Consider the following 18,076-nt stretch of genomic DNA (forward strand, 5'->3'; position numbering starts at 1 on the left):
TGGTGATTTCTCCAATTGATTTTCCGGTGTAGCGGTTTCCGACGTCTCGGAAAACCAAGTAGTTCTCTCAAAGTTACTTTTATTAACGGCGCATACCCTGTTTTCTTTAGAGAAAATTTTAGATTTTTTTGAAAATAATTCGTTTGGAGGGGTAATCGTGACAAAGCGGATAAAAAAGCAAAAAAACTTTCATTTTTCGCTAAAGCTTCTTTTCGAATTGTCGATACAGGCAGGTTTTGCGTTAAATTAGGGCAAGGCCGTTCATCAGCCAAGCAAGGTCAATGCTAGGTTTGGCGCTTGTTTTGCTTGCGCCAGAATAGAAATACTGACCTGTTGTAAAATCTGTTGCTTCACCATTTGCGTAGTTTCTTTGGCATAGTCAGTGTCTTGGATACGACTGTTGGAAGCGGCTAAGTTTTCGTGGATGTTATCGAGATTATTGATCGCGTGATTAAAGCGGTTTTGATACGCGCCTAACTCCGCACGACTGCCATCTACCGTTTTCAAAGCATCATCTAAAATGCCGACCGCCATCTGAGCGCCACCGACCGTGCTAATATCAATACTATCTACCGTTCTATTTACGGTGACATACTTGCCAAGTTCTAACTCATCAGCCAGGCCACCACTGAAGGTTGGTCCAGGGTATTTTATGGCGTCCTTGTGGGACATGAGTAACTGCAGTTGCCCCTCTTCATTAACAGACGCTTTCACTTTATCGGTCTGCCCGTTAATGTAAGTCGCGAGTTCTTCTATATCGTCGCCAGCTTTAGCTTCAATACGGATCTCCTGCTCTTCAAAATTGTTATCACGGTAGCTGATAACAATTTCATTATTTCCGTTTTGAACCGTCCAATCTGAACTGACTCTTTGATATGAACTCATTGAAAAGCTACCTAAAGATTCCGGCTGCATGGTCCGCAGGCCAATTTGTACCGCTTCACCAGCCGTTGCACCGATTTGAAAAGACGATGTACCGAATGTGCCGTTCAGCAATTTACGTCCACCAAAAGATGTGGTTTCTGCAATACGACTTAACTCATCATTTAAAGCAGAGACTTCTTCTTGCAGTGCAGTGCGCTCCGCTTTGCTGTTTGAACCATTGGCTGACTGTAGCGACAAATCACGCATACGTTGCATGATATTGGTCACCTCATTCATCGCGCCTTCCGCAGTTTGCATGATGGAAATGCCGTCATTCGCGTTGCGAACCGCAACATCTAAACCACGCATTTGTGATTGCAAGCGGTTGGAAATTTGCAGACCCGCAGCGTCATCCTTTGCGCTATTAATACGCTTCCCTGAAGACAAACGCTCCATGGATTGATTCAGCATATCCGTTGCACTGGTCAAGTGACGCTGTGCGACAAGTGCTGCAACATTGGTATTAACGGTGATCGCCACGAATAAAGAGTCCTAAAATTAAGGCTTTGAGTACTTATCGACCAAGTAACAGAAAAGTTTAGTGTTTTTTGAAAAGAGATTGGAATAGAAATAGAAAACAAAAGCCCTCCATTGGAGGGCTTAAGAAATAAAGTCTGACAACTTACTTGATGGCTAGCTCTGCGAGCATTTCTTGCGAAGGCGCGAAGAAGTACGCACCAGTTACCGCTGTTGTGAAACGAAGCATTTGGTCTGTTTTACCATCTGTCACGCCGTACATACTTTCTAGCATCACTTTAATGTTATGAAGTGTATTGCAGTAAGAAATAAACAGCAGGCCATGAGGCCCTGTCACCGTCCCGTATGGTAAGCTGTGGCGAACAATCTTCAAACCTTTACCTTCTTCTTTGATATCAACTCGACCAACGTGTGATGCAGCAGGAACGTCTTCTAGCTCGATAGAGTCTAGCTTGGTACGACCAATCACTTTTTCTTGCGCTTTGACATTCAATCGATTCCAAGCGGCAAGGTTATGTTCAAAGCGCTGAGCCATAACATAACTGCCTCCAGCAAATGGGCCCTCTTTTACTAGAGCCACATCAGCGCGAGCCTCCCCTTTCGGGTTTTCTGTGCCATCAATGAAGTCTGTCATATCACGAGCATCAAGGTAACGGTACCCATATGTTTCGTCCACAATGGTGACATCTTGTGCCGTCTCTTCTAGGAACTTACGCAACACGTAAAAATGCAAGTCGTGACGAGTCGAGTGACAGTGAATAAGCACATCTACGTCTGTTGCAGGAGCAACGATGTCACCTTCGCCAAGTTGAGTAAAATCAATAAGCTCTTCTGGCGCGTCTACATTAAGGTGTTCCCAAAACGATTTTGTGAATGCGATAGAAAGCGTCAGCGCAGCACCTGGCTGGGTAATGTTTAACTCTTCCACCAACTTTGGCAGTGCTTTCAGTTTTTCTAATACGTTTTCACGGTTTTGGTTCACTTTGAGTTGAGTGTACAGTGCAAATGGCCCGGCTTCTGGCACGATCGCCGTTTGAGCTTGTGACATTGAGGTTTCCTCTATTACTTTGCCCCAGAGTGGGAAGTTATTGTTTTTAATTCTTTGAATGCTGCTGTTCATCGTGCGCCAATTGTGGCACATGAAAACAGTCTTTTACCCATCTTCCATTTAGAAGATAGATCATAAACCAAGCTAATAAGGTAATGGTAAGGGCGTTTGCCCAATTAAACACTCCATGTTCTAGGTACACATGATACATGGTCTGAGCAAGTTGAATACCGCACAAGATCAAAGTGATCTCGCGACCATAGCGAGTAATTCTGTTTACCCATCCTCTGTCGGGATGACGAAGCCCCATTAACCACATAAGAAGCAAACTTGGAATGCCCATCGCCAAACCTAAATACAACGTACTTGAATCTGGGTAAACAATAGCGAGTAGCTTGCTGCCACTATCACGACTTACACCAGCCATGGCAAACACCATCCATGAACGCACAAGAAACATCCATCCCACCCATAAAATGATCGGCGCCTTTAAAAATCCATGAGCGTCATATTGGTCAAACGAATAGCGCACAACATCTTCTTCTTTATGTGATAAAAACGTCACTTTAACCTATCGTTTCAGAGTTGCAAGCCAACAAAGATGAGAACTGAAGTTCATTTCAGCACCTTACACAGGTAAACTAAACAAAGATTTACAGCGACGTTGATGAGAAACATGAAAAAAAGAACTCCTGCCACCCCTGTGCCTTCTCAAGAAACACAAGCCGAAGCGATGAGAATTGCTAAATCCACGCAAAAGCCCGGCCAAACCAAAGAGCAAACCAAGCTCATCGCTCAAGGTATCGAAAAAGGCATCGCGCAATATAAGAAACAACAAAAAGAGCGCAACCGCCAAGCCGATAAAGCGAAGAAAAAACAGCAACGTGAAAAGCAACGTCAGCATGAAGAGATTATCGAACAAGACAATATCACCGACGATGCGCCAAACCATTCATCAAGCAAACTGCCTTGGACACTACTTGTCCTGAGCTGGATTGGCTTTGCTGCTTACATAGTATTGGGGAAATAGCTAATGAAACGCCTGTTACTTGGACTTTTTGTCGTGCTTCTAACGGGTTGCACGATGCCATCTCACCTTACTCATGCTCAAAGTCAAAATGTTCATATTCGCATTGACGCGCAATTCGACCCTGAGCGATGCGAATACAAAGGCGAAGTCACCGGAAGTGAAGGCCATTGGTATAACTACATTTTCATGACTAATGACGCGATGATGCAAGGCGCGATGAACGATTTAAAAAACAATGCAGCGGCTATCGATGCGGACACCGTTTTTATGGTTTCCCCACAAGATTTTATCACTTCATTTAGCGTGCTGGGTTCCGCCTACCGCTGCAATGGATGAGGCCTGAATATGAAAAAAGCCAGCAATTGCTGGCTTATGCACGAAATCCAAGACTGCTAGCGATATCTCTCTCCCGCTCTAGAACCCATTGGCTATCAAAAGGCCCCCAATCTGAAAGTTGATAATAGCCGTCATTATGACGTCGGCCATCTTGAACGAATATGAGTTCAATGCCGATCCCAGGTAACGCCTTGAGTACATCTTGAATAGTACGACGAGGCCACCCCGTTTTTTCGATCAACTTTGGCACATTCGGCCTTTCTAGGTTTTCCACCAACAAGGCCAAATATAGCCGCCTTGCAAAAACAGGACTCAATTCCATTGACACCTCCTAAAATTGTGCTGATTCATTATTTCGTTTTTGCTCAGCGAGGTGTTGCGTTTGATCAATAACTCGACTTTTCCATTTGATTTAGACGAATTTTTATTCGATTTATAGCGCATTCATCGTAAATAAGTTATGTGACATTAGTTATCTCAATCTATCTGAAAATATTTTCCACCGCATTTTGTCAGTTTGATTGCTTCTTGATAGGATGCTTTAACAGCCCAAATCACTTAAGTGCGTCTTAACCGCGCCAGTGAAAAATAGAACAAAGAAAAAGGAAACACTATGTCGATTACCATGTTTGGTATTCCCAACTGCGATACGATCAAAAAAGCCAAGAAATGGTTAGAAGCCGAGGATATTGCTTACGACTTCCATGACTACCGTAAGCAAGGCATTGATGCAGAAATGGTAAGTGAATTTTGTCGCGCTTTAGGTTGGGAACAGGTGCTCAATAAACGTGGCACAACCTACCGCCAATTAGCGCAAGAGCAGAAAGACACACTTAACGAGGAAAACGCCATCGCTCTTTTGGTAGAAAACCCTGCGATGATTAAACGCCCAATTTTAAAAGTGAATGATCAACTTCATATCGGTTTTAAAGCTGATCAATACGCTAGCATTTTCAACTCTTAAATAAAGGAATACTCAAGGATGACAGACAGTCCAGTATTGGCACTTGCTAAAGATCTGATCAGTAGACAGTCCGTAACGCCGGAAGACGCAGGTTGTCAGGATTTGATGATCGAGCGCTTAAAAGCACTCGGGTTTGAAATTGAAGTGATGGTATTTGAAGACACCACGAACTTCTGGGCTCGACGTGGTTCAGAAGCGCCGCTATTTGCGTTTGCTGGCCACACCGATGTGGTACCAGCTGGCAAATTGGAACACTGGAATACACATCCGTTTGAACCGACCATTATTGATGGTTACTTGCATGGCCGAGGCGCAGCTGACATGAAAGGGTCACTCGCCGCTATGGTTGTTGCAGTTGAACGCTTTATCGCCGAAAACCCAGACCACAAAGGCTCAATTGGCTTTTTGATTACGTCAGATGAAGAAGGACCATTTATCAATGGTACCGTTCGCGTTGTAGAAACGTTGATGGAACGTGGTGAGAACATCGATATGTGTATTGTTGGTGAACCATCCAGCACCGACGTGGTTGGCGATGTAGTGAAAAATGGACGCCGTGGATCCATCACTGGTGATTTAACGGTAAAAGGAACACAAGGTCACGTGGCCTACCCTCACCTAGCCAGCAATCCAGTGCACGAGTCTCTACTCGCGATTCATGAACTCGCGACGACAGAATGGGACAAAGGGAATGATTACTTCCCACCGACTAGTTTCCAGATCCCGAATGTATCGGCTGGCACTGGTGCGTCTAATGTTATTCCTGGCGAGTTCCATGTTCAGTTCAACCTACGTTTTAGTACTGAGCTTAACAATGACGCAATTGTTCAGCGTGTTACCGAAACATTGGACAAGCATGAGCTGGACTACGACCTAAAATGGACATTCAACGGTGACCCATTCCTGACCGATACGGGCGCACTGCTAGACGCAGTTGTAGCTGCTGTGGCCGAAGTCAATGATACGAAGCCAGCGCTACTTACAACTGGCGGTACTTCTGATGGTCGTTTTATTGCTCGAATGGGAGGTCAAGTCGTAGAGTTAGGCCCTGTTAACGCTACGATTCATAAAGTGAACGAGTGTGTGAAAGTCGACGATCTTGAAAAGTTGACGGACATGTACGAAAACACGTTGAAACACCTATTGGCGAAGTAATCAGCGAGAACACAATGACACCAGAGCAACTCACCGGAATCACTGATTCCCATCTTCAATCCACACTAGTGGGGCAAAAGGCATTTATGCTTCACCCTAAAGTAGTCAATGACTTATTGAAGATGATTAATGCCGCAACCGAAGCAGGTTTCAAAATGGAAATCGCCAGTGGTTTTCGTGACTTTAATCGCCAAAAAGCCATCTGGAACGGGAAGTTTTCTGGTGAGTTGCCAATTCTCGACATAAACTCCCGCCCTTTGAATAAAGCAGAGTTAAATGACGAAGAGAAATTGATGGCCATTTTGCGCTGGTCAGCATTGCCCGGAGGAAGTCGTCATCATTGGGGTTGTGATTTTGATGTCTATGCGCGCAATTTATTGCCTGCTGACACCAAACTCAAGTTGGAACCTTGGGAGTATCTTGAAGGCCACCAACAAGCGTTCTACCAATGGTTAAAAGCCAACCTTGGTCGGTTCGGTTTCTTCTTCCCTTATCAGCATGATTTAGGTGGCGTTTCGATTGAGCCTTGGCACATTAGTCACCGCGCTGTCGGGCAGCAATGCCTCGAGCAGTTGACGCTTGATGTACTCAGAAGCCAGTTGATTAAACAAAATCAGACCGACAACATTGCAGGGATTGACGTCATACTGAATAATTTGGATAACGTCGTTGCCAAATTTATTCACAATATCACGCCGCCGGAGGCTCTATGATAGAAATACTAACCAATCCTTGGGTCATTATTATTGTAGTGTTGAGCGTGGTCATTGGTAATATTGCCGCACTCAAATATACCGCAAAAATGAAGTTTGGTCAGATGGATAAAAGCCGTAAGAACGATTTAGATAAGCTGAACACATTGGATAAACAGCGCTACGCTGAAGAAGATAAAAACAAAAACGAGCCTCGTTAGTTACTCACCAGCTTCATCTCGACACATTTAATCTAAACATCAAAAAAGGGACCACTAGGTCCCTTTTCTATCATTAAGTAAACACGCCGCGTTAAGCTCGCTTTGTTTACTGCTTCACTGTTGCAGCCAATACAGGCGCTAGTGATTTCAAAAACTCTTCTTCTACTGGCTTGCCAGAGGAGTCGGTGATATTGATAGACGTACGGTTGCCTAAATCACCAAGTAAGAATGTGTACTTACCAGCGGCTAACTCCACTGGTTTAACGCCGATATCGTTCCAGAATTCATCATCCGGAGATGCATATTTCGCAGTGATTGTGCCCTGAGACTGGCTACGCTCTTCAATCTTAAAGCCCATCTTAGGTAGAATATTAGGCAGACGTTGCCAAAGCATGTTGTATTGCGCACGCGCGATAATCACAGGAAGTCCGCTGCGGTCTTTACCCATTGTGATTGGGATCTGTTTAACCAACTCTTGCGCTTTACGCTGTGCTTCTTCACGCACTTCTTGATCGTAGCGAGCGGTGACCAAGTTCGTCATGAACACATTGTAGCGCTCACGGTTGGTCGCCGTTACTTCTTTCACTTGATTGCCTTCACGCCAGTCAATAAGGCTCACCTTAAAGCCGTGTCGACCATTTGCTTCAGCGCGTACGATTTCATATCGGCTGCCAATTTCTAGCTCTTCATCTGGCGAATCCCAAGTCACCCATCCTGTCTCGATGCGAGAGTCTGTTTGGCTTTCAACTGGAATCTCGTTGGCCGCGACCATGTTTTGCACCGTTTGCCAAACTTTATCTAGTTCATCTTTACGAAGTAGCCAAAGTGTCACTTCACCATCACTACTGCGGTCTAGACGTGCACCGGGAATAAGCTCTAGGACTTGTTGAGGTGGACGAATGTCGACATCTTTACCTACACCACCAGCGTAGTTACCCTGAGGGATCTCGTAGTTAGGGTAAAACTGAGGCTGTGCACCCTGTGGGACATTCCACTCACCCAAATTTGGGGAGTTCAAATACTCGAAGTCATCTTTTGCTTGACGACGTTGATTGGCACCACCTGAACAGGCAGTCAATACGAATACAGCTAATGAACTTAACACTAACTGGCTTGAAAGCTTCATCTATACTCCTAAAACACCGAGGGCGCTTTGGCCCCCAGTATGAACTTCAATCCTAGTAACTCAATCTTAATAGCTCAATCTTAATAAATATGGGCGTCTGTTAGCGCCTGCTCGACGATCGGCTGCGATTTTTCAGAAAGCGTAGTTAAAGGAAGACGCAAACCACCTTCTTCAATCAAACCAAGCTTTTGCGCTGCCCATTTTACTGGGATAGGGCTTGCTTCGATGAAAAGGTTTTTGTGTAGAGTCATCAAGCGTTGGTTAATCGCTTCTGCTTCTTCGTACTTACCTTCACTTGCCAAATGGAACATGTCTGCCATGTCTTTAGCTGCAATATTGTTCGTTACCGAGATAACACCATTGCCGCCAAGTTTCACAAAATCCAGCCCTGTCGCATCATCGCCACTTAGTAAGATAAAATCTTCGCCACAAAGTTCACGATGAATTGCAATTCGTTCCAAATCGCCCGTTGCATCTTTTAGAGCCACGATATTATCAAGCTTTGACAAGCGTGCCACTGTTTCTGGCTGCATATCAACAGCAGTACGGCCTGGTACGTTGTACAAAATTAGAGGCACGTCACTCGCTTCGGCAATTGCCTTGTAATGTAAAAACAAACCCTCTTGAGTTGGTTTGTTGTAATACGGTGTCACACTCAGGAAGCCAGCAATACCAGAATCAGCCAGTAATTTGCTAAATGTTACTGCCTCATGGGTTGCATTTGCACCCGTGCCAGCAATCACAGGGATGCGACCGTCGGCAAACTCAACAGTTTTATTAACGACCTTCACATGCTCTTCAATGGTCAGTGTCGCTGACTCACCTGTTGTGCCTACTGCCACAATACCGTCTGTACCCGCTTCAACGTGGTACTCTACTAGCTTTTGCAGACCGTCAAAGTCTACTTCGCCATCTGCTTTGAATGGCGTAATCAGCGCTACGATACTTCCTGAAAACATGTTTATCTCCCTCATTTAACTCTTTCTGCATGGTACTGTAATGCGATTGAAAAACACAAGAGCGTAAACTCGCTTACAAAGTACAAATGAATGAATAATTATCAGTTGTTAGAGGTCTAGCAACTTAATTGCTCTATTTGGTTTGATTAACGGCAATATTGATAATCGTGTTGGGCTTTCGAGTGACTTTAGAATCTATCAGTGATTTGGAAAATACTGAAGAGCACAAGCAAGGAAAATATACTCTTTGGTCTTGTTAGCCAAGTCAGATCTAAGTGAATAAAACGGCCAGACAATAGGCAAGCACATCATGCAAACGTTTTGTTTATCCTATAGCCTGCATTTACTGTTTATTTCCCACCACTCCCCTCAAGCTCCGACTGCTTTTTTATGGACTAAAAAAGAACTGGCTCGATATTTCTTCGCAATATCTGTGCTAACATCTCTCTATTGAAGAAAGGACAAGAAGCTCATTTATGAAGCAACATCTGGTACTTACAGCAGTTGGAACGGACCGTCCAGGCATTTGTAACCAAGTCGTACAGCTCGTTACTCAAGCTGGTTGTAACATAGTCGATAGCCGTATCGCTATCTTTGGCAGCGAATTTACGCTGATCATGCTCCTGACTGGGAACGCCAGCAGCGTGACTCGAGTTGAAACACAATTGCCCCTGCTTGGCCAAGAACATGACCTTATTACGATCATGAAACGCACAGCGGCGCACGAACTGCTCGATAACAGCTACACCATGGAAGTGTTTATTGAGTCTGAAGACCGCCCTGGGTTAACTGAAAAATTTACTAAGTTCTTCGCTGATCAGCAGATTGGTTTAGACTCTCTTAGCGCGCAAACCATCAGCAAGTCGAAAATTCAACTCGATTCTGACCAGTTTCACATTGCGATTACTGCATCTGTAAGCGCGGATTTTAATTTGATGCAGTTACAAGAAGACTTCGATGAACTTTGTAAGTCGCTCAACGTACAAGGTTCTCTGAATTTCATTAAAAACACACTATAAAGTAAAGGAAATCAAAATGAATACGCTGACAGCAGGCTCGCCAGCGCCAGCCTTCTCTTTGCTCGACCAAGACGGAAATACCGTTTCTCTTGAAGACTTTAAAGGCAAGAAAGTACTTTTCTACTTTTACCCTAAGGCGATGACGCCGGGTTGTACTACACAAGCAAAAGGCCTTCGTGACATCAAAGCTGAACTCGATGCACATAACGTGGTGGTACTCGGCGTAAGCATCGACCCTGTAAAGCGTCTAGGCAAGTTCATCGAGCGCGATGATTTAAACTTCACTCTGCTTTCTGATGAAGACCATGCCGTTGCTGACCAGTTCGGCGTTTGGGGCGAAAAGAAATTCATGGGCAAAGTATACGACGGTCTTCACCGCATTAGCTTTCTGATCAATGAAGAAGGCGTGATCGAACATGTGTTCAACAAGTTCAAAACCAAAGATCACCACGAAGTCGTATTAAACTACTTAAACGAAAACGCTTAAACGCTATTGTTTTTCTACAAACAAAAAGCCCAGCAAACTGCTGGGCTTTCTTTTAACCATCGTACCTTTGGTAACAACTACTCTTGTTCGACAGGTTCGTTTTCTTCCGTGCTTGGTAATGCATGCCATACGGCTTTGACTAATGTCGCTAAAGGAATGGCGAAGAACACCCCCCAAAAACCCCACAGCCCACCAAAGACTAATACAGCCACAATGATAGCAACTGGGTGTAAGTTTACTGCCTCGGAAAACAGAACAGGAACCAACACATTACCATCCAGCGCCTGGATAATACCGTAAGCAAGCAACAACCAATAAAACGGAGGCGTTAAACCCCATTGGAACAAACCAACGATAGCAACAGGTACAGTAACAGCCGCCGCACCGATATAAGGAATCAAAACCGACAGACCAACGGCTACGGCAAGCAACGCCGAGTAACGAAGATCTAAAAGGGCAAAAGTCACGTAGCTCACACCGCCCACGATTAAAATCTCTAACACTTTACCGCGAATGTAATTTGATATCTGCTCGTTCATTTCATGCCAAACTTTATTCGCCAATTTACGGTTTTTCGGCAGAATACCGCTTGCGATTCGCAGCATTTCTTCTTTGTCTTTAAGCAAAAAGAAGATAAGGAGTGGCACTAAGATCAAATATACCGCTAGCGTTGCAATGCTAACTAATGAAGCAAGCGACCCTTTGACGACACTTTCACCCAGCCCCAGTGCTTGGTTTTTGGCGTTCGTCACCACGGTTTCTACTATTTCTAAATTGGCTAGTTCAGGATGGCGCTCTGGCAATGTGACAATAAACTTTTGTAGCCCGTTGTACATGTTCGGAATATCGTTAATTAGATTACCGACCTGAGTCCAAATCGTCGGAACCAAGCCAAACAACGCAATTAACATCAACCCGACAAAGACCAAGATAACGATAATAACCGACAAGGTGCGCGGCACGCCTATACGACACATTTTGACAACTGGCCATTCAAGTAGATAAGCCAAAACGATCGCGACAAGTAATGGCGCAATCAAGTGTCCAAAGAAGTAAATGGTGATAAAGCCAAACAGCAAGATCGCGACGAGACTTACTGCGTGAGGGTCAGAGAAACGTCGTTTATACCAACGACTAACCATTTCAAACATCTTATGCGGATTCCTTATTGAAGACAGTCAATGTGTAGTGCTCTGATGTAGATTGGCAATCAACCGAGTACCCTTGGGCACTAAGATAGTTCACAATGTCTCGTTTAGAGCTGTTGTCCACCACTTGAATGACAAGTTGATGATACTGCTTTGCTTCTCCTTGAAAGACCTCAGCAGCATGACGCTTTGCAAGTAACAGTGCCATAGGACAACGTTGCTCACGCAAATCAAGTAACATGGATTCCATTGTATTGCTCTGCACTTATGATAGGGTTGTATTGTAACGGCTTTTTGAGCTGGTGCTAGCACTTCTGACATGATTTAACCACATGCTGAAATAGCTCGGATATAAAATAATTTACGAAACCAATTCATTTATTTCCGGTCTTACTGTTAGCTTATATCCTCACGGATAACCAAAACGTATGTGGCGCTGTTAATAGGCTCTCGACCTGTAACCACATGCTTATGTATTTTGGAGAACCTTGTAAACGTATGTTAAAACGCACTCGCTCGCTAGTTTGCTTATGTCTTGCTGCTGCCATCAGTTCGCCGACAACTTATGCCAATAGCATTGATTTGCCAGACATTGGCACAGCTGCTGGTGGCACGCTTTCAATAGACCAAGAGTTGATTTATGGCGACGCCTATATGCGTATGCTCAGAGCCAGTAAACCTATCGTTAATGACCCTGTCATCAATGAATATATTGACTCTCTTGGGCACAAATTAGTGGCCAATGCGAATGATGTAAAAACGCCGTTCCACTTCTTTATGATTCGCGACCGTAATATCAACGCATTCGCGTTTTTTGGTGGCTATGTAGCGCTGCATTCTGGGTTGTTTCTTCATGCTCGTTCAGAAAGTGAGCTGGCCTCTGTTGTCGCTCACGAGATAGCGCACGTCACACAACGTCACCTTGCTCGGAGTATGGAAGAACAAGCGCGTCGCTCTCCGGCCACATTAGCCGCACTTGCGGGGGCACTACTACTTTCAATTGCCTCACCCGAAGCGGGGATGGCTGCAATTACAGCAGCAACCGCGGGCAACATGCAAAGTCAAATCAACTACACTCGTGCAAACGAAAAAGAAGCGGATCGCTTTGGTATTTCGACACTAGCAAAAGCCGGCTTTGATGTTCAAGCAATGCCAAGGTTTTTTGGCCGTCTTGCTGATGAGTATCGTTATGCGAGTAAACCGCCACCAATGCTCCTGACTCACCCTTTGCCTGAAGATCGAATTACCGATAGCCGTGCGCGAGCAAGAACCTATCCTCCAATGCGTGTTGTGCCTTCAATAGACTATCATCTAGCTCGCGCGCGCATTGTGGCTCGTTACGCTGGCATTGATGGACAAGCCGCCCTGAGCTGGTTTGAGAGAACCCAAAAGAAAGCCTCTGCGGACATTACACCTGCTTTTGATTATGGTCGAGCTCTCGTGCATTTAGACAATAAACGCTTATCTCAAGCGGAACCAATTTTGAAAAAGTTACTGGAACAAGACCCAAGTAACCCGTTTTACTTGGACGCTATGACGGATTTATACATCGAGAAGAAGCAGCCAGAAAAAGCAACCGAGATGCTCCGCAAAGCGTTATCTCGTAACCCTCAAAATAAAGTATTGACCATTAACTACGCCAATGCGCTACTTGAGGACAATAAAAACGATCAAGCCACGCGAGTTCTTCAAAGATACACTCATGACTATCCTGAAGATACAAATGGCTGGCACCTAATATCGAAGAGCTACCACGCGCTGGGGCGTAGCGATGAAGAGTTGGCTGCTCGAGCAGAAATTTTGGCATTGCGAGCAAATTGGAATAAAGCGATTCAATATTATAGTGAAGCAAGTAAAATGGCCAAGTTGGGCAGCTTAGAGCAAGCACGATACGATGCCCGTATCGACCAACTCATGATCCAAAGAGATCGATTCATGGCATTACAATAACGAAATGGAGAAAACCATGTCAGTCGTGATTTATCACAACCCTCGTTGCTCAAAGAGCCGTCAAACACTTGAACTGCTTGAGCAAAATGGTGTTACACCGGAAGTCGTCAAATACCTAGACACACCACTTAACGTGGATGAACTAAAAGCGCTGTACGCCCAGCTTGGCTTTTCATCTGTACGTGAAATGATGCGCACTAAAGAAAGTGAATATAAAGAGCTTGGCTTAGGCGAAGACTCCGTCAGCGATGAGCAATTATTCGAAGCAATGGCGAAAAATCCAAAGTTGTTTGAGCGTCCGGTAGTCGTTGCTAACGGCAAAGCAAAAATTGGTCGCCCACCAGAGCAAGTGTTGGATATTTTATAAATGGATTGCCAGATCCTTATTTTGTATTTCAGCCGTCATGGCTCGACAAAACAACTGGCAAGACAAATAGCAAGAGGAGTCGAATCGACTCCTCAATGCCAAGCAATTTTGCGTACAGTTGAAGAATTGTCACCTCACTCACACTCCCCTTCTGATCCAATTGTTACTCTAGAGGAACTGAAAACGTGCGACGGTCTAGCGTTTGGCAGCCCCGTCTGGTTTGGCAACATGGCTGCGCCTTTAAAGCACTTCTGGGATCAGACTACATCTTTATGGGTCAGTGGTGACTTAATCGATAAGCCTGCTTGTGTCTTTACCTCTTCGTCCTCGATGCATGGTGGTCAAGAAACAACGTTACAAAGCATGATGACCCCTTTATTGCATCACGGGATGATGGTTTTGGGCATTCCTTATTCCGAGCCAGAGTTACACACTACGCAGTCCGGAGGCACTCCGTATGGCGCCAGCAGTGTAGGCCATGAGGCGACCCTGAGCAGTGAAGAGATTCGCCTGGCACAACAATTAGGCAAAAGGCTGGCAACTGCAGCGTTAAAACTAAAAGTCTGTTAGTAAAATCAAGGATAGTTAATCGATGTCTGACTCTTTAGACCAAACACCACTCGGTACACAGGCTAAAACCTATCGTTACCTGGCTTTATTTGGCAACTTAGCCTTATTAGCCTGGGTCGCTATTTGGCAGCTTGCGTTATCCCCTCACCCTCACCTCAGCAGCACAACACTTGCTATTGCTTGGTGTATTCCGCTACTACTTCCGTTGCCTGGTATTTTAGCTGGTAAGCCTTACACTCATGCTTGGGCTAACTTTGTTCTTATGCTGTATTTCTTGCATGCGCTGACCATCCTCTATGTGGATGGGGGTGAACGCTGGCTTGCGGCAGTGGAACTGATACTGACTTCACTCGGTTTCGCTGGCAATATTTTGTTTGCTAGAGCGAGAGGCAAAGAGCTAGGTCTTAAGTTGAAACGCCTCTCTCAAGTAGAAAAAGAAGAAAAAGCGAAATTCAATAAATAACGCCAATCGCAGTCAATCACTGATCATTGGTTCGAATACGAATTTAGAAAACAAAAAGAGTCGCTATTGCGACTCTTTTTTATGCTTACCACATTGGTCTTTGATCCTTGCGTTTCGCGCCTGGAACGCTACCAAGGAGATTACGATGCCGAGCGCCACTCGTAGATCAAGTCATACTGTTCTCGGACAGGCTCCACAATCATCGGCTGAGTTGGCTGTGTTTCGTCACTTGCTTCTGCCACAACATTTACTGGTACTTCAGGCTGCGCTTCTTTTGGCGTCGCGGCGTCTTTTGCTTCATTACTCTGAACCAATGGCTCTTCTTCTTGAGTTGAAGCTGGGGCATCAACTTCACCTAAAGGATCTTCAAAAACCATTAATTGAGAAATAGAAGAAGCTTCTTTCTCAAAAGCTTGTTGTGATGCCAAAAGGTGGATGTTGAGCGTTAACTCGTCCCCTTGAACACGCTTAATCTCTGTACCCGCAACCGAATTAAGTTGTTTTAACGCATTCTCTAAACGGAAGAAGTCCGTGGCAGAGGTTACATTAAGGACTTTCACTGCTAGCGCTTTTGAAGACTTTCCTGAAACCACAACTGCACTCTTACTTGCATAGTAGTCTGCGATGCCATCCACCATTTCTGCAATAGCATTAGCACCTGATGCAGACCCGCTACGCGGAGAACGTTGCGCTTCTACAATTCTCGTTGGCGACTGGTCGTAGAGTGTCCAACGAATTTGTTCACCTTGAGCTCGTACAACCAAAACGGCGTCAGCTGGATAGCGCTGGCTGGCTTGACCAATTGGCTCAATAAAGCCGCCCCAAAGATCAGAGACATTAACACCGGTTACATCATCAAAATCCCCAACCGGGATAGTGATTGGTAGGCCTCTTAGTTTCGCTGCGCTACGAAGTGCTGCAACATTTGAAGATTCAGAATGCTCCCACGCAATGTTACGATCGTAACCCTGTTCTTCAACCATCCAAACTAAAATATTGGCACGATTTGGCGACCAAGATGGCAATTGTGCTTGTGTTAAAAGAGAGCTGATTTGGTCGTTGTTAAACAACATTTTTAGGCTCGCTTTTCCATCAACCTGCCCATAGCTCAGTTGAGAAATGTAACGCGCACTTGAGCTAAGTGCCTTTTTAATCACTGGATTGCTTAAAGAGGATTGAGAACCGGTCGCTCGAACAATCACATCCTGCATACCTTGTTGACGAGCCAAAGACTCACCGTCGTTCTGCTCACTGTCGATAACCACTTCGGCACGATAGATATCCACCTGAGTTAATGCATATACTGGTAGGGACAACCAACCTATCAGTAAGAGAGCTAAATAGCGCATAGTTTTTATAATCCTCTGAACAAGAACCCGAATAATAAGCAACTATCAAACCTTGAGCAAGGTAAGTACTGAGTAAATTGTCTGTATTATGACCAGCTTTGTTAACTCGGGCCTCAACCAGCGCTTCAGTGCTATTTTTTATAATAAACTCATTGCTTATTAAGCTATCTCAACAAGTTAGGCTGTCTATTTTTCATCTTCACGCAAGACACGTAAAAGAGGACAATTTGCAAGCAAGCAACTCTCAAAAGTGCTATTTATGAGAAAAATTCAATCGAAAGTTTGATCTATGCAACATTGCAAACGATTGCAGGATGATAGTATTCGCCGGATTTGTCTGCGTATCTTGAAAATAGGGAATTATTATGAAAAACGCGTTACAAGGCGCTCAAATGCTCTTTGTCGCTTTTGGTGCTTTGGTGCTTGTGCCGCTCCTAACTGGCCTTGATCCAAACGTAGCCCTCTTTGGTGCCGGTGTCGGTACTCTCCTCTTCCAGTTAATGACTAAACGTTCTGTTCCCATCTTCCTTGCCTCTTCTTTTGCGTTTATTGCTCCTATTATGTTCGGTATCCAAACTTGGGGTATCGGTGCAACGATGGGCGGCTTGATGGCAGCGGGCTTAGTTTATGTGGCTCTAGGGGCTATGATCAAAGTGCGCGGTGTTGGATTTATCCATAAAATTCTCCCGCCCGTTGTCGTTGGCCCTGTGATCATGGTTATCGGCCTTGGCCTTGCCCCAACAGCAGTGAACATGGCGGTAGGTAAAACTGGTGATGGAGCTGCACAGCTAGTTAATGGTGATGCTGCGATCATTATCTCGGCGGTCTCACTGCTCACAACCATTGTACTCAGCGTTTTTGCAAAAGGCTTTTTGAAGCTCGTTCCTATTGTTGGTGGTATTCTTGCTGGTTACTCTGTTTCTCTATTCTACGGGGTGGTTGATTTCACTCCCGTAGAGCAAGCGGCTTGGCTAGCCATGCCAAACTTCACCGCGCCAGAGTTCAATATCAACGCAATTTTGTTCATGATTCCTGTCGCTATCGCACCTGCGGTTGAGCACGTAGGTGACATGCTTGCTATCTCAAACGTTACAGGTAAAAACTACCTGAAAAAACCAGGCCTTCACCGCACAATCGCAGGTGACGGGGTGGCAACTATCGCAGCTTCGATGGTGGGTGCTCCACCAAACACCACTTACAGTGAAGTAACAGGAGCGGTAATGCTAACCAAAGCATTTAACCCTGTGATCATGACTTGGGCAGCAATCACCGCAATCGTACTTGCATTGGTAGGTAAGCTAGGTGCGGTTCTTCAAACGATTCCAGTTCCTGTCATGGGCGGCATCATGATTCTGCTGTTCGGCTCCATCGCAACGGTAGGCCTCAACACACTGATCAAGAATAACGTTGATTTGCATAAGTCTCGTAACCTAGTGATTGTTGCCGTAACACTTGTGTTTGGTATTGGTGGTATGGCTTTCGGTATTGGTGAGTTCAGTCTACAGGGTGTGAGCCTATGCGGTATCGTGGCAATTATTCTTAACCTTGTGCTACCAAACGATTTAGGTGAAAACCACGTTGTGGATAACGCACAAATGGAAGAAGAAAGCGCGAAATAGTTCGTTTGCGCCGCTTTATTAGGTGGCGTGTCTTACTCTTCTCCTCTTGTAGATACAAAAAAGGCTTGGTTTTCACCAAGCCTTTTTCTGTTCAGTTGTGCCGTCCTAAATAAGGTTGACACTTTCCACCCCCAAAATTGGAGAGTGTTATGAAATCAACAACTAAAAGAAC

At 44.9% G+C, this 18,076-nt stretch carries 23 protein-coding genes; 13 read left to right on the forward strand and 10 right to left on the reverse strand.

From position 1 onward, the window contains the following. From R7093_RS23230 to R7093_RS23245, 4 genes are all read right to left on the reverse strand, one after another. Positions 1–272, reverse strand: a 272-nt coding sequence (locus tag R7093_RS23230) for a hypothetical protein (RefSeq protein ID WP_318073604.1), incomplete at its 3' end; no start/stop codon positions are given. Further along, positions 265–1,404, reverse strand: coding sequence for a flagellin (locus R7093_RS23235; RefSeq protein WP_318146832.1), 1,140 nt, complete (start codon positions 1,402–1,404; stop codon positions 265–267). The genes R7093_RS23235 and R7093_RS23230, both read right to left, overlap by 8 nt. A gap of 142 nt (positions 1,405–1,546) precedes the next feature. Continuing rightward, a complete protein-coding gene (locus R7093_RS23240) occupies positions 1,547–2,449 on the reverse strand; it encodes a Dyp-type peroxidase (protein WP_005380441.1) in 903 nt (300 codons plus the stop codon). A 46-nt stretch (positions 2,450–2,495) separates the two neighbouring features. Next, positions 2,496–2,981 carry a DUF2919 domain-containing protein gene (locus R7093_RS23245; protein WP_033907115.1) on the reverse strand — a complete coding sequence of 162 codons (486 nt, stop codon included), beginning with the start codon at positions 2,979–2,981 and terminating at the stop codon, positions 2,496–2,498. Positions 2,982–3,125: 144 nt separating this feature from the next. Here R7093_RS23245 and R7093_RS23250 point away from each other — a divergent pair, with 144 nt between their 5' ends. Together R7093_RS23250 and R7093_RS23255 are read left to right on the forward strand one after the other, a co-directional pair. Next, positions 3,126–3,479: a DUF2956 domain-containing protein gene (locus R7093_RS23250; RefSeq protein WP_005380437.1), complete on the forward strand. Its 354-nt coding sequence runs from the start codon at positions 3,126–3,128 to the stop codon at positions 3,477–3,479. 3 nt (positions 3,480–3,482) lie between these two features. Then, the gene (locus R7093_RS23255) at positions 3,483–3,815 is read left to right on the forward strand and encodes a DUF4156 domain-containing protein (protein WP_170890480.1); all 333 of its coding nucleotides are present in this window, start codon (positions 3,483–3,485) and stop codon (positions 3,813–3,815) included. A gap of 34 nt (positions 3,816–3,849) precedes the next feature. Here R7093_RS23255 and R7093_RS23260 read toward each other — a convergent pair whose 3' ends face one another. After that, positions 3,850–4,137, reverse strand: a complete 288-nt coding sequence (locus R7093_RS23260) for a helix-turn-helix domain-containing protein (RefSeq protein ID WP_005380433.1) — start codon at positions 4,135–4,137, stop codon at positions 3,850–3,852. A gap of 291 nt (positions 4,138–4,428) precedes the next feature. Here R7093_RS23260 and R7093_RS23265 point away from each other — a divergent pair, with 291 nt between their 5' ends. The 4 genes from R7093_RS23265 to R7093_RS23280 are packed head-to-tail and all read left to right on the forward strand — an operon-like array spanning position 4,429 to position 6,847. Further along, on the forward strand, positions 4,429–4,779 hold the full coding sequence (locus tag R7093_RS23265) for an ArsC family reductase (protein WP_005380431.1): 351 nt from the start codon (positions 4,429–4,431) through the stop codon (positions 4,777–4,779). 18 nt (positions 4,780–4,797) lie between these two features. Beyond that, complete coding sequence (gene dapE / locus R7093_RS23270; protein WP_033907099.1) at positions 4,798–5,934, forward strand: succinyl-diaminopimelate desuccinylase; 1,137 nt, start codon at positions 4,798–4,800, stop codon at positions 5,932–5,934. 14 nt (positions 5,935–5,948) lie between these two features. Next, the gene (locus R7093_RS23275; RefSeq protein ID WP_025768261.1) at positions 5,949–6,647 is read left to right on the forward strand and encodes a M15 family metallopeptidase; all 699 of its coding nucleotides are present in this window, start codon (positions 5,949–5,951) and stop codon (positions 6,645–6,647) included. Further along, entirely contained in the window at positions 6,644–6,847 is a 204-nt protein-coding gene (locus tag R7093_RS23280) for a DUF2897 family protein (RefSeq protein WP_005380425.1), read from the forward strand. Before R7093_RS23275 ends, R7093_RS23280 begins: the two co-directional genes overlap by 4 nt. Before the next feature lie 106 nt (positions 6,848–6,953). Here R7093_RS23280 and bamC read toward each other — a convergent pair whose 3' ends face one another. Further along, positions 6,954–7,973 (reverse strand): outer membrane protein assembly factor BamC, encoded by a 1,020-nt coding sequence (gene bamC / locus R7093_RS23285; protein ID WP_005380424.1) that lies wholly within the window; start codon positions 7,971–7,973, stop codon positions 6,954–6,956. An 80-nt stretch (positions 7,974–8,053) separates the two neighbouring features. Further along, complete coding sequence (gene dapA / locus R7093_RS23290) at positions 8,054–8,932, reverse strand: 4-hydroxy-tetrahydrodipicolinate synthase (RefSeq protein WP_005380422.1); 879 nt, start codon at positions 8,930–8,932, stop codon at positions 8,054–8,056. A gap of 476 nt (positions 8,933–9,408) precedes the next feature. Here dapA and R7093_RS23295 point away from each other — a divergent pair, with 476 nt between their 5' ends. Together R7093_RS23295 and bcp are read left to right on the forward strand one after the other, a co-directional pair. Then, positions 9,409–9,951, forward strand: coding sequence for a glycine cleavage system protein R (locus R7093_RS23295; protein ID WP_005380420.1), 543 nt, complete (start codon positions 9,409–9,411; stop codon positions 9,949–9,951). 16 nt (positions 9,952–9,967) lie between these two features. Continuing rightward, entirely contained in the window at positions 9,968–10,438 is a 471-nt protein-coding gene (gene bcp / locus R7093_RS23300) for a thioredoxin-dependent thiol peroxidase (RefSeq protein ID WP_005380418.1), read from the forward strand. 77 nt (positions 10,439–10,515) lie between these two features. On the opposite strand, the gene R7093_RS23305 is transcribed toward bcp, so the two are convergent. Further along, positions 10,516–11,589, reverse strand: coding sequence for an AI-2E family transporter (locus R7093_RS23305; RefSeq protein ID WP_005380416.1), 1,074 nt, complete (start codon positions 11,587–11,589; stop codon positions 10,516–10,518). A gap of 1 nt (position 11,590) precedes the next feature. After that, entirely contained in the window at positions 11,591–11,827 is a 237-nt protein-coding gene (locus tag R7093_RS23310; RefSeq protein ID WP_005380414.1) for a sulfurtransferase TusA family protein, read from the reverse strand. Positions 11,828–12,084: 257 nt separating this feature from the next. Between R7093_RS23310 and R7093_RS23315 the strand changes: the two genes are divergently transcribed. Genes R7093_RS23315 through R7093_RS23330 form a run of 4 tightly spaced genes read left to right on the forward strand, consistent with a single transcriptional unit; the run spans position 12,085 to position 14,936 of the window. Next, positions 12,085–13,536 (forward strand): tetratricopeptide repeat protein, encoded by a 1,452-nt coding sequence (locus R7093_RS23315; protein ID WP_005394337.1) that lies wholly within the window; start codon positions 12,085–12,087, stop codon positions 13,534–13,536. A 16-nt stretch (positions 13,537–13,552) separates the two neighbouring features. Beyond that, positions 13,553–13,903: an arsenate reductase (glutaredoxin) gene (gene arsC / locus R7093_RS23320; protein WP_005380410.1), complete on the forward strand. Its 351-nt coding sequence runs from the start codon at positions 13,553–13,555 to the stop codon at positions 13,901–13,903. Next, the gene (gene wrbA, locus R7093_RS23325; protein WP_005380409.1) at positions 13,904–14,473 is read left to right on the forward strand and encodes an NAD(P)H:quinone oxidoreductase; all 570 of its coding nucleotides are present in this window, start codon (positions 13,904–13,906) and stop codon (positions 14,471–14,473) included. Between the two features lie 22 nt (positions 14,474–14,495). Beyond that, the gene (locus tag R7093_RS23330) at positions 14,496–14,936 is read left to right on the forward strand and encodes a DUF2069 domain-containing protein (protein ID WP_005380407.1); all 441 of its coding nucleotides are present in this window, start codon (positions 14,496–14,498) and stop codon (positions 14,934–14,936) included. 140 nt (positions 14,937–15,076) lie between these two features. On the opposite strand, the gene R7093_RS23335 is transcribed toward R7093_RS23330, so the two are convergent. Then, positions 15,077–16,285, reverse strand: a complete 1,209-nt coding sequence (locus R7093_RS23335; protein ID WP_033907510.1) for a DUF2066 domain-containing protein — start codon at positions 16,283–16,285, stop codon at positions 15,077–15,079. A 365-nt stretch (positions 16,286–16,650) separates the two neighbouring features. On the opposite strand from R7093_RS23335, the gene R7093_RS23340 reads away from it, so the two are divergent. Next, a complete protein-coding gene (locus R7093_RS23340; protein ID WP_005389855.1) occupies positions 16,651–17,904 on the forward strand; it encodes a uracil-xanthine permease family protein in 1,254 nt (417 codons plus the stop codon). Positions 17,905–18,076 lie beyond the last annotated feature (172 nt).

The organism is Vibrio sp. 1580, assembly GCF_033340055.1.

Excerpts from the sequence above, each read along its gene's own strand:
- R7093_RS23240 (WP_005380441.1), bottom strand. The coding sequence starts at position 2,449 with ATGTCACAAGCTCAAACGGCGATCGTGCCAGAAGCCGGGCCATTTGCA.
- R7093_RS23250 (WP_005380437.1), top strand. The coding sequence starts at position 3,126 with ATGAAAAAAAGAACTCCTGCCACCCCTGTGCCTTCTCAAGAAACACAA.
- R7093_RS23255 (WP_170890480.1), top strand. The coding sequence starts at position 3,483 with ATGAAACGCCTGTTACTTGGACTTTTTGTCGTGCTTCTAACGGGTTGC.
- R7093_RS23260 (WP_005380433.1), bottom strand. The coding sequence starts at position 4,137 with ATGGAATTGAGTCCTGTTTTTGCAAGGCGGCTATATTTGGCCTTGTTG.
- R7093_RS23265 (WP_005380431.1), top strand. The coding sequence starts at position 4,429 with ATGTCGATTACCATGTTTGGTATTCCCAACTGCGATACGATCAAAAAA.
- dapE (WP_033907099.1), top strand. The coding sequence starts at position 4,798 with ATGACAGACAGTCCAGTATTGGCACTTGCTAAAGATCTGATCAGTAGA.
- R7093_RS23275 (WP_025768261.1), top strand. The coding sequence starts at position 5,949 with ATGACACCAGAGCAACTCACCGGAATCACTGATTCCCATCTTCAATCC.
- R7093_RS23280 (WP_005380425.1), top strand. The coding sequence starts at position 6,644 with ATGATAGAAATACTAACCAATCCTTGGGTCATTATTATTGTAGTGTTG.
- bamC (WP_005380424.1), bottom strand. The coding sequence starts at position 7,973 with ATGAAGCTTTCAAGCCAGTTAGTGTTAAGTTCATTAGCTGTATTCGTA.
- dapA (WP_005380422.1), bottom strand. The coding sequence starts at position 8,932 with ATGTTTTCAGGAAGTATCGTAGCGCTGATTACGCCATTCAAAGCAGAT.
- R7093_RS23295 (WP_005380420.1), top strand. The coding sequence starts at position 9,409 with ATGAAGCAACATCTGGTACTTACAGCAGTTGGAACGGACCGTCCAGGC.
- bcp (WP_005380418.1), top strand. The coding sequence starts at position 9,968 with ATGAATACGCTGACAGCAGGCTCGCCAGCGCCAGCCTTCTCTTTGCTC.
- R7093_RS23305 (WP_005380416.1), bottom strand. The coding sequence starts at position 11,589 with ATGTTTGAAATGGTTAGTCGTTGGTATAAACGACGTTTCTCTGACCCT.
- R7093_RS23310 (WP_005380414.1), bottom strand. The coding sequence starts at position 11,827 with ATGTTACTTGATTTGCGTGAGCAACGTTGTCCTATGGCACTGTTACTT.
- R7093_RS23315 (WP_005394337.1), top strand. The coding sequence starts at position 12,085 with ATGTTAAAACGCACTCGCTCGCTAGTTTGCTTATGTCTTGCTGCTGCC.
- arsC (WP_005380410.1), top strand. The coding sequence starts at position 13,553 with ATGTCAGTCGTGATTTATCACAACCCTCGTTGCTCAAAGAGCCGTCAA.
- wrbA (WP_005380409.1), top strand. The coding sequence starts at position 13,904 with ATGGATTGCCAGATCCTTATTTTGTATTTCAGCCGTCATGGCTCGACA.
- R7093_RS23330 (WP_005380407.1), top strand. The coding sequence starts at position 14,496 with ATGTCTGACTCTTTAGACCAAACACCACTCGGTACACAGGCTAAAACC.
- R7093_RS23335 (WP_033907510.1), bottom strand. The coding sequence starts at position 16,285 with ATGCGCTATTTAGCTCTCTTACTGATAGGTTGGTTGTCCCTACCAGTA.
- R7093_RS23340 (WP_005389855.1), top strand. The coding sequence starts at position 16,651 with ATGAAAAACGCGTTACAAGGCGCTCAAATGCTCTTTGTCGCTTTTGGT.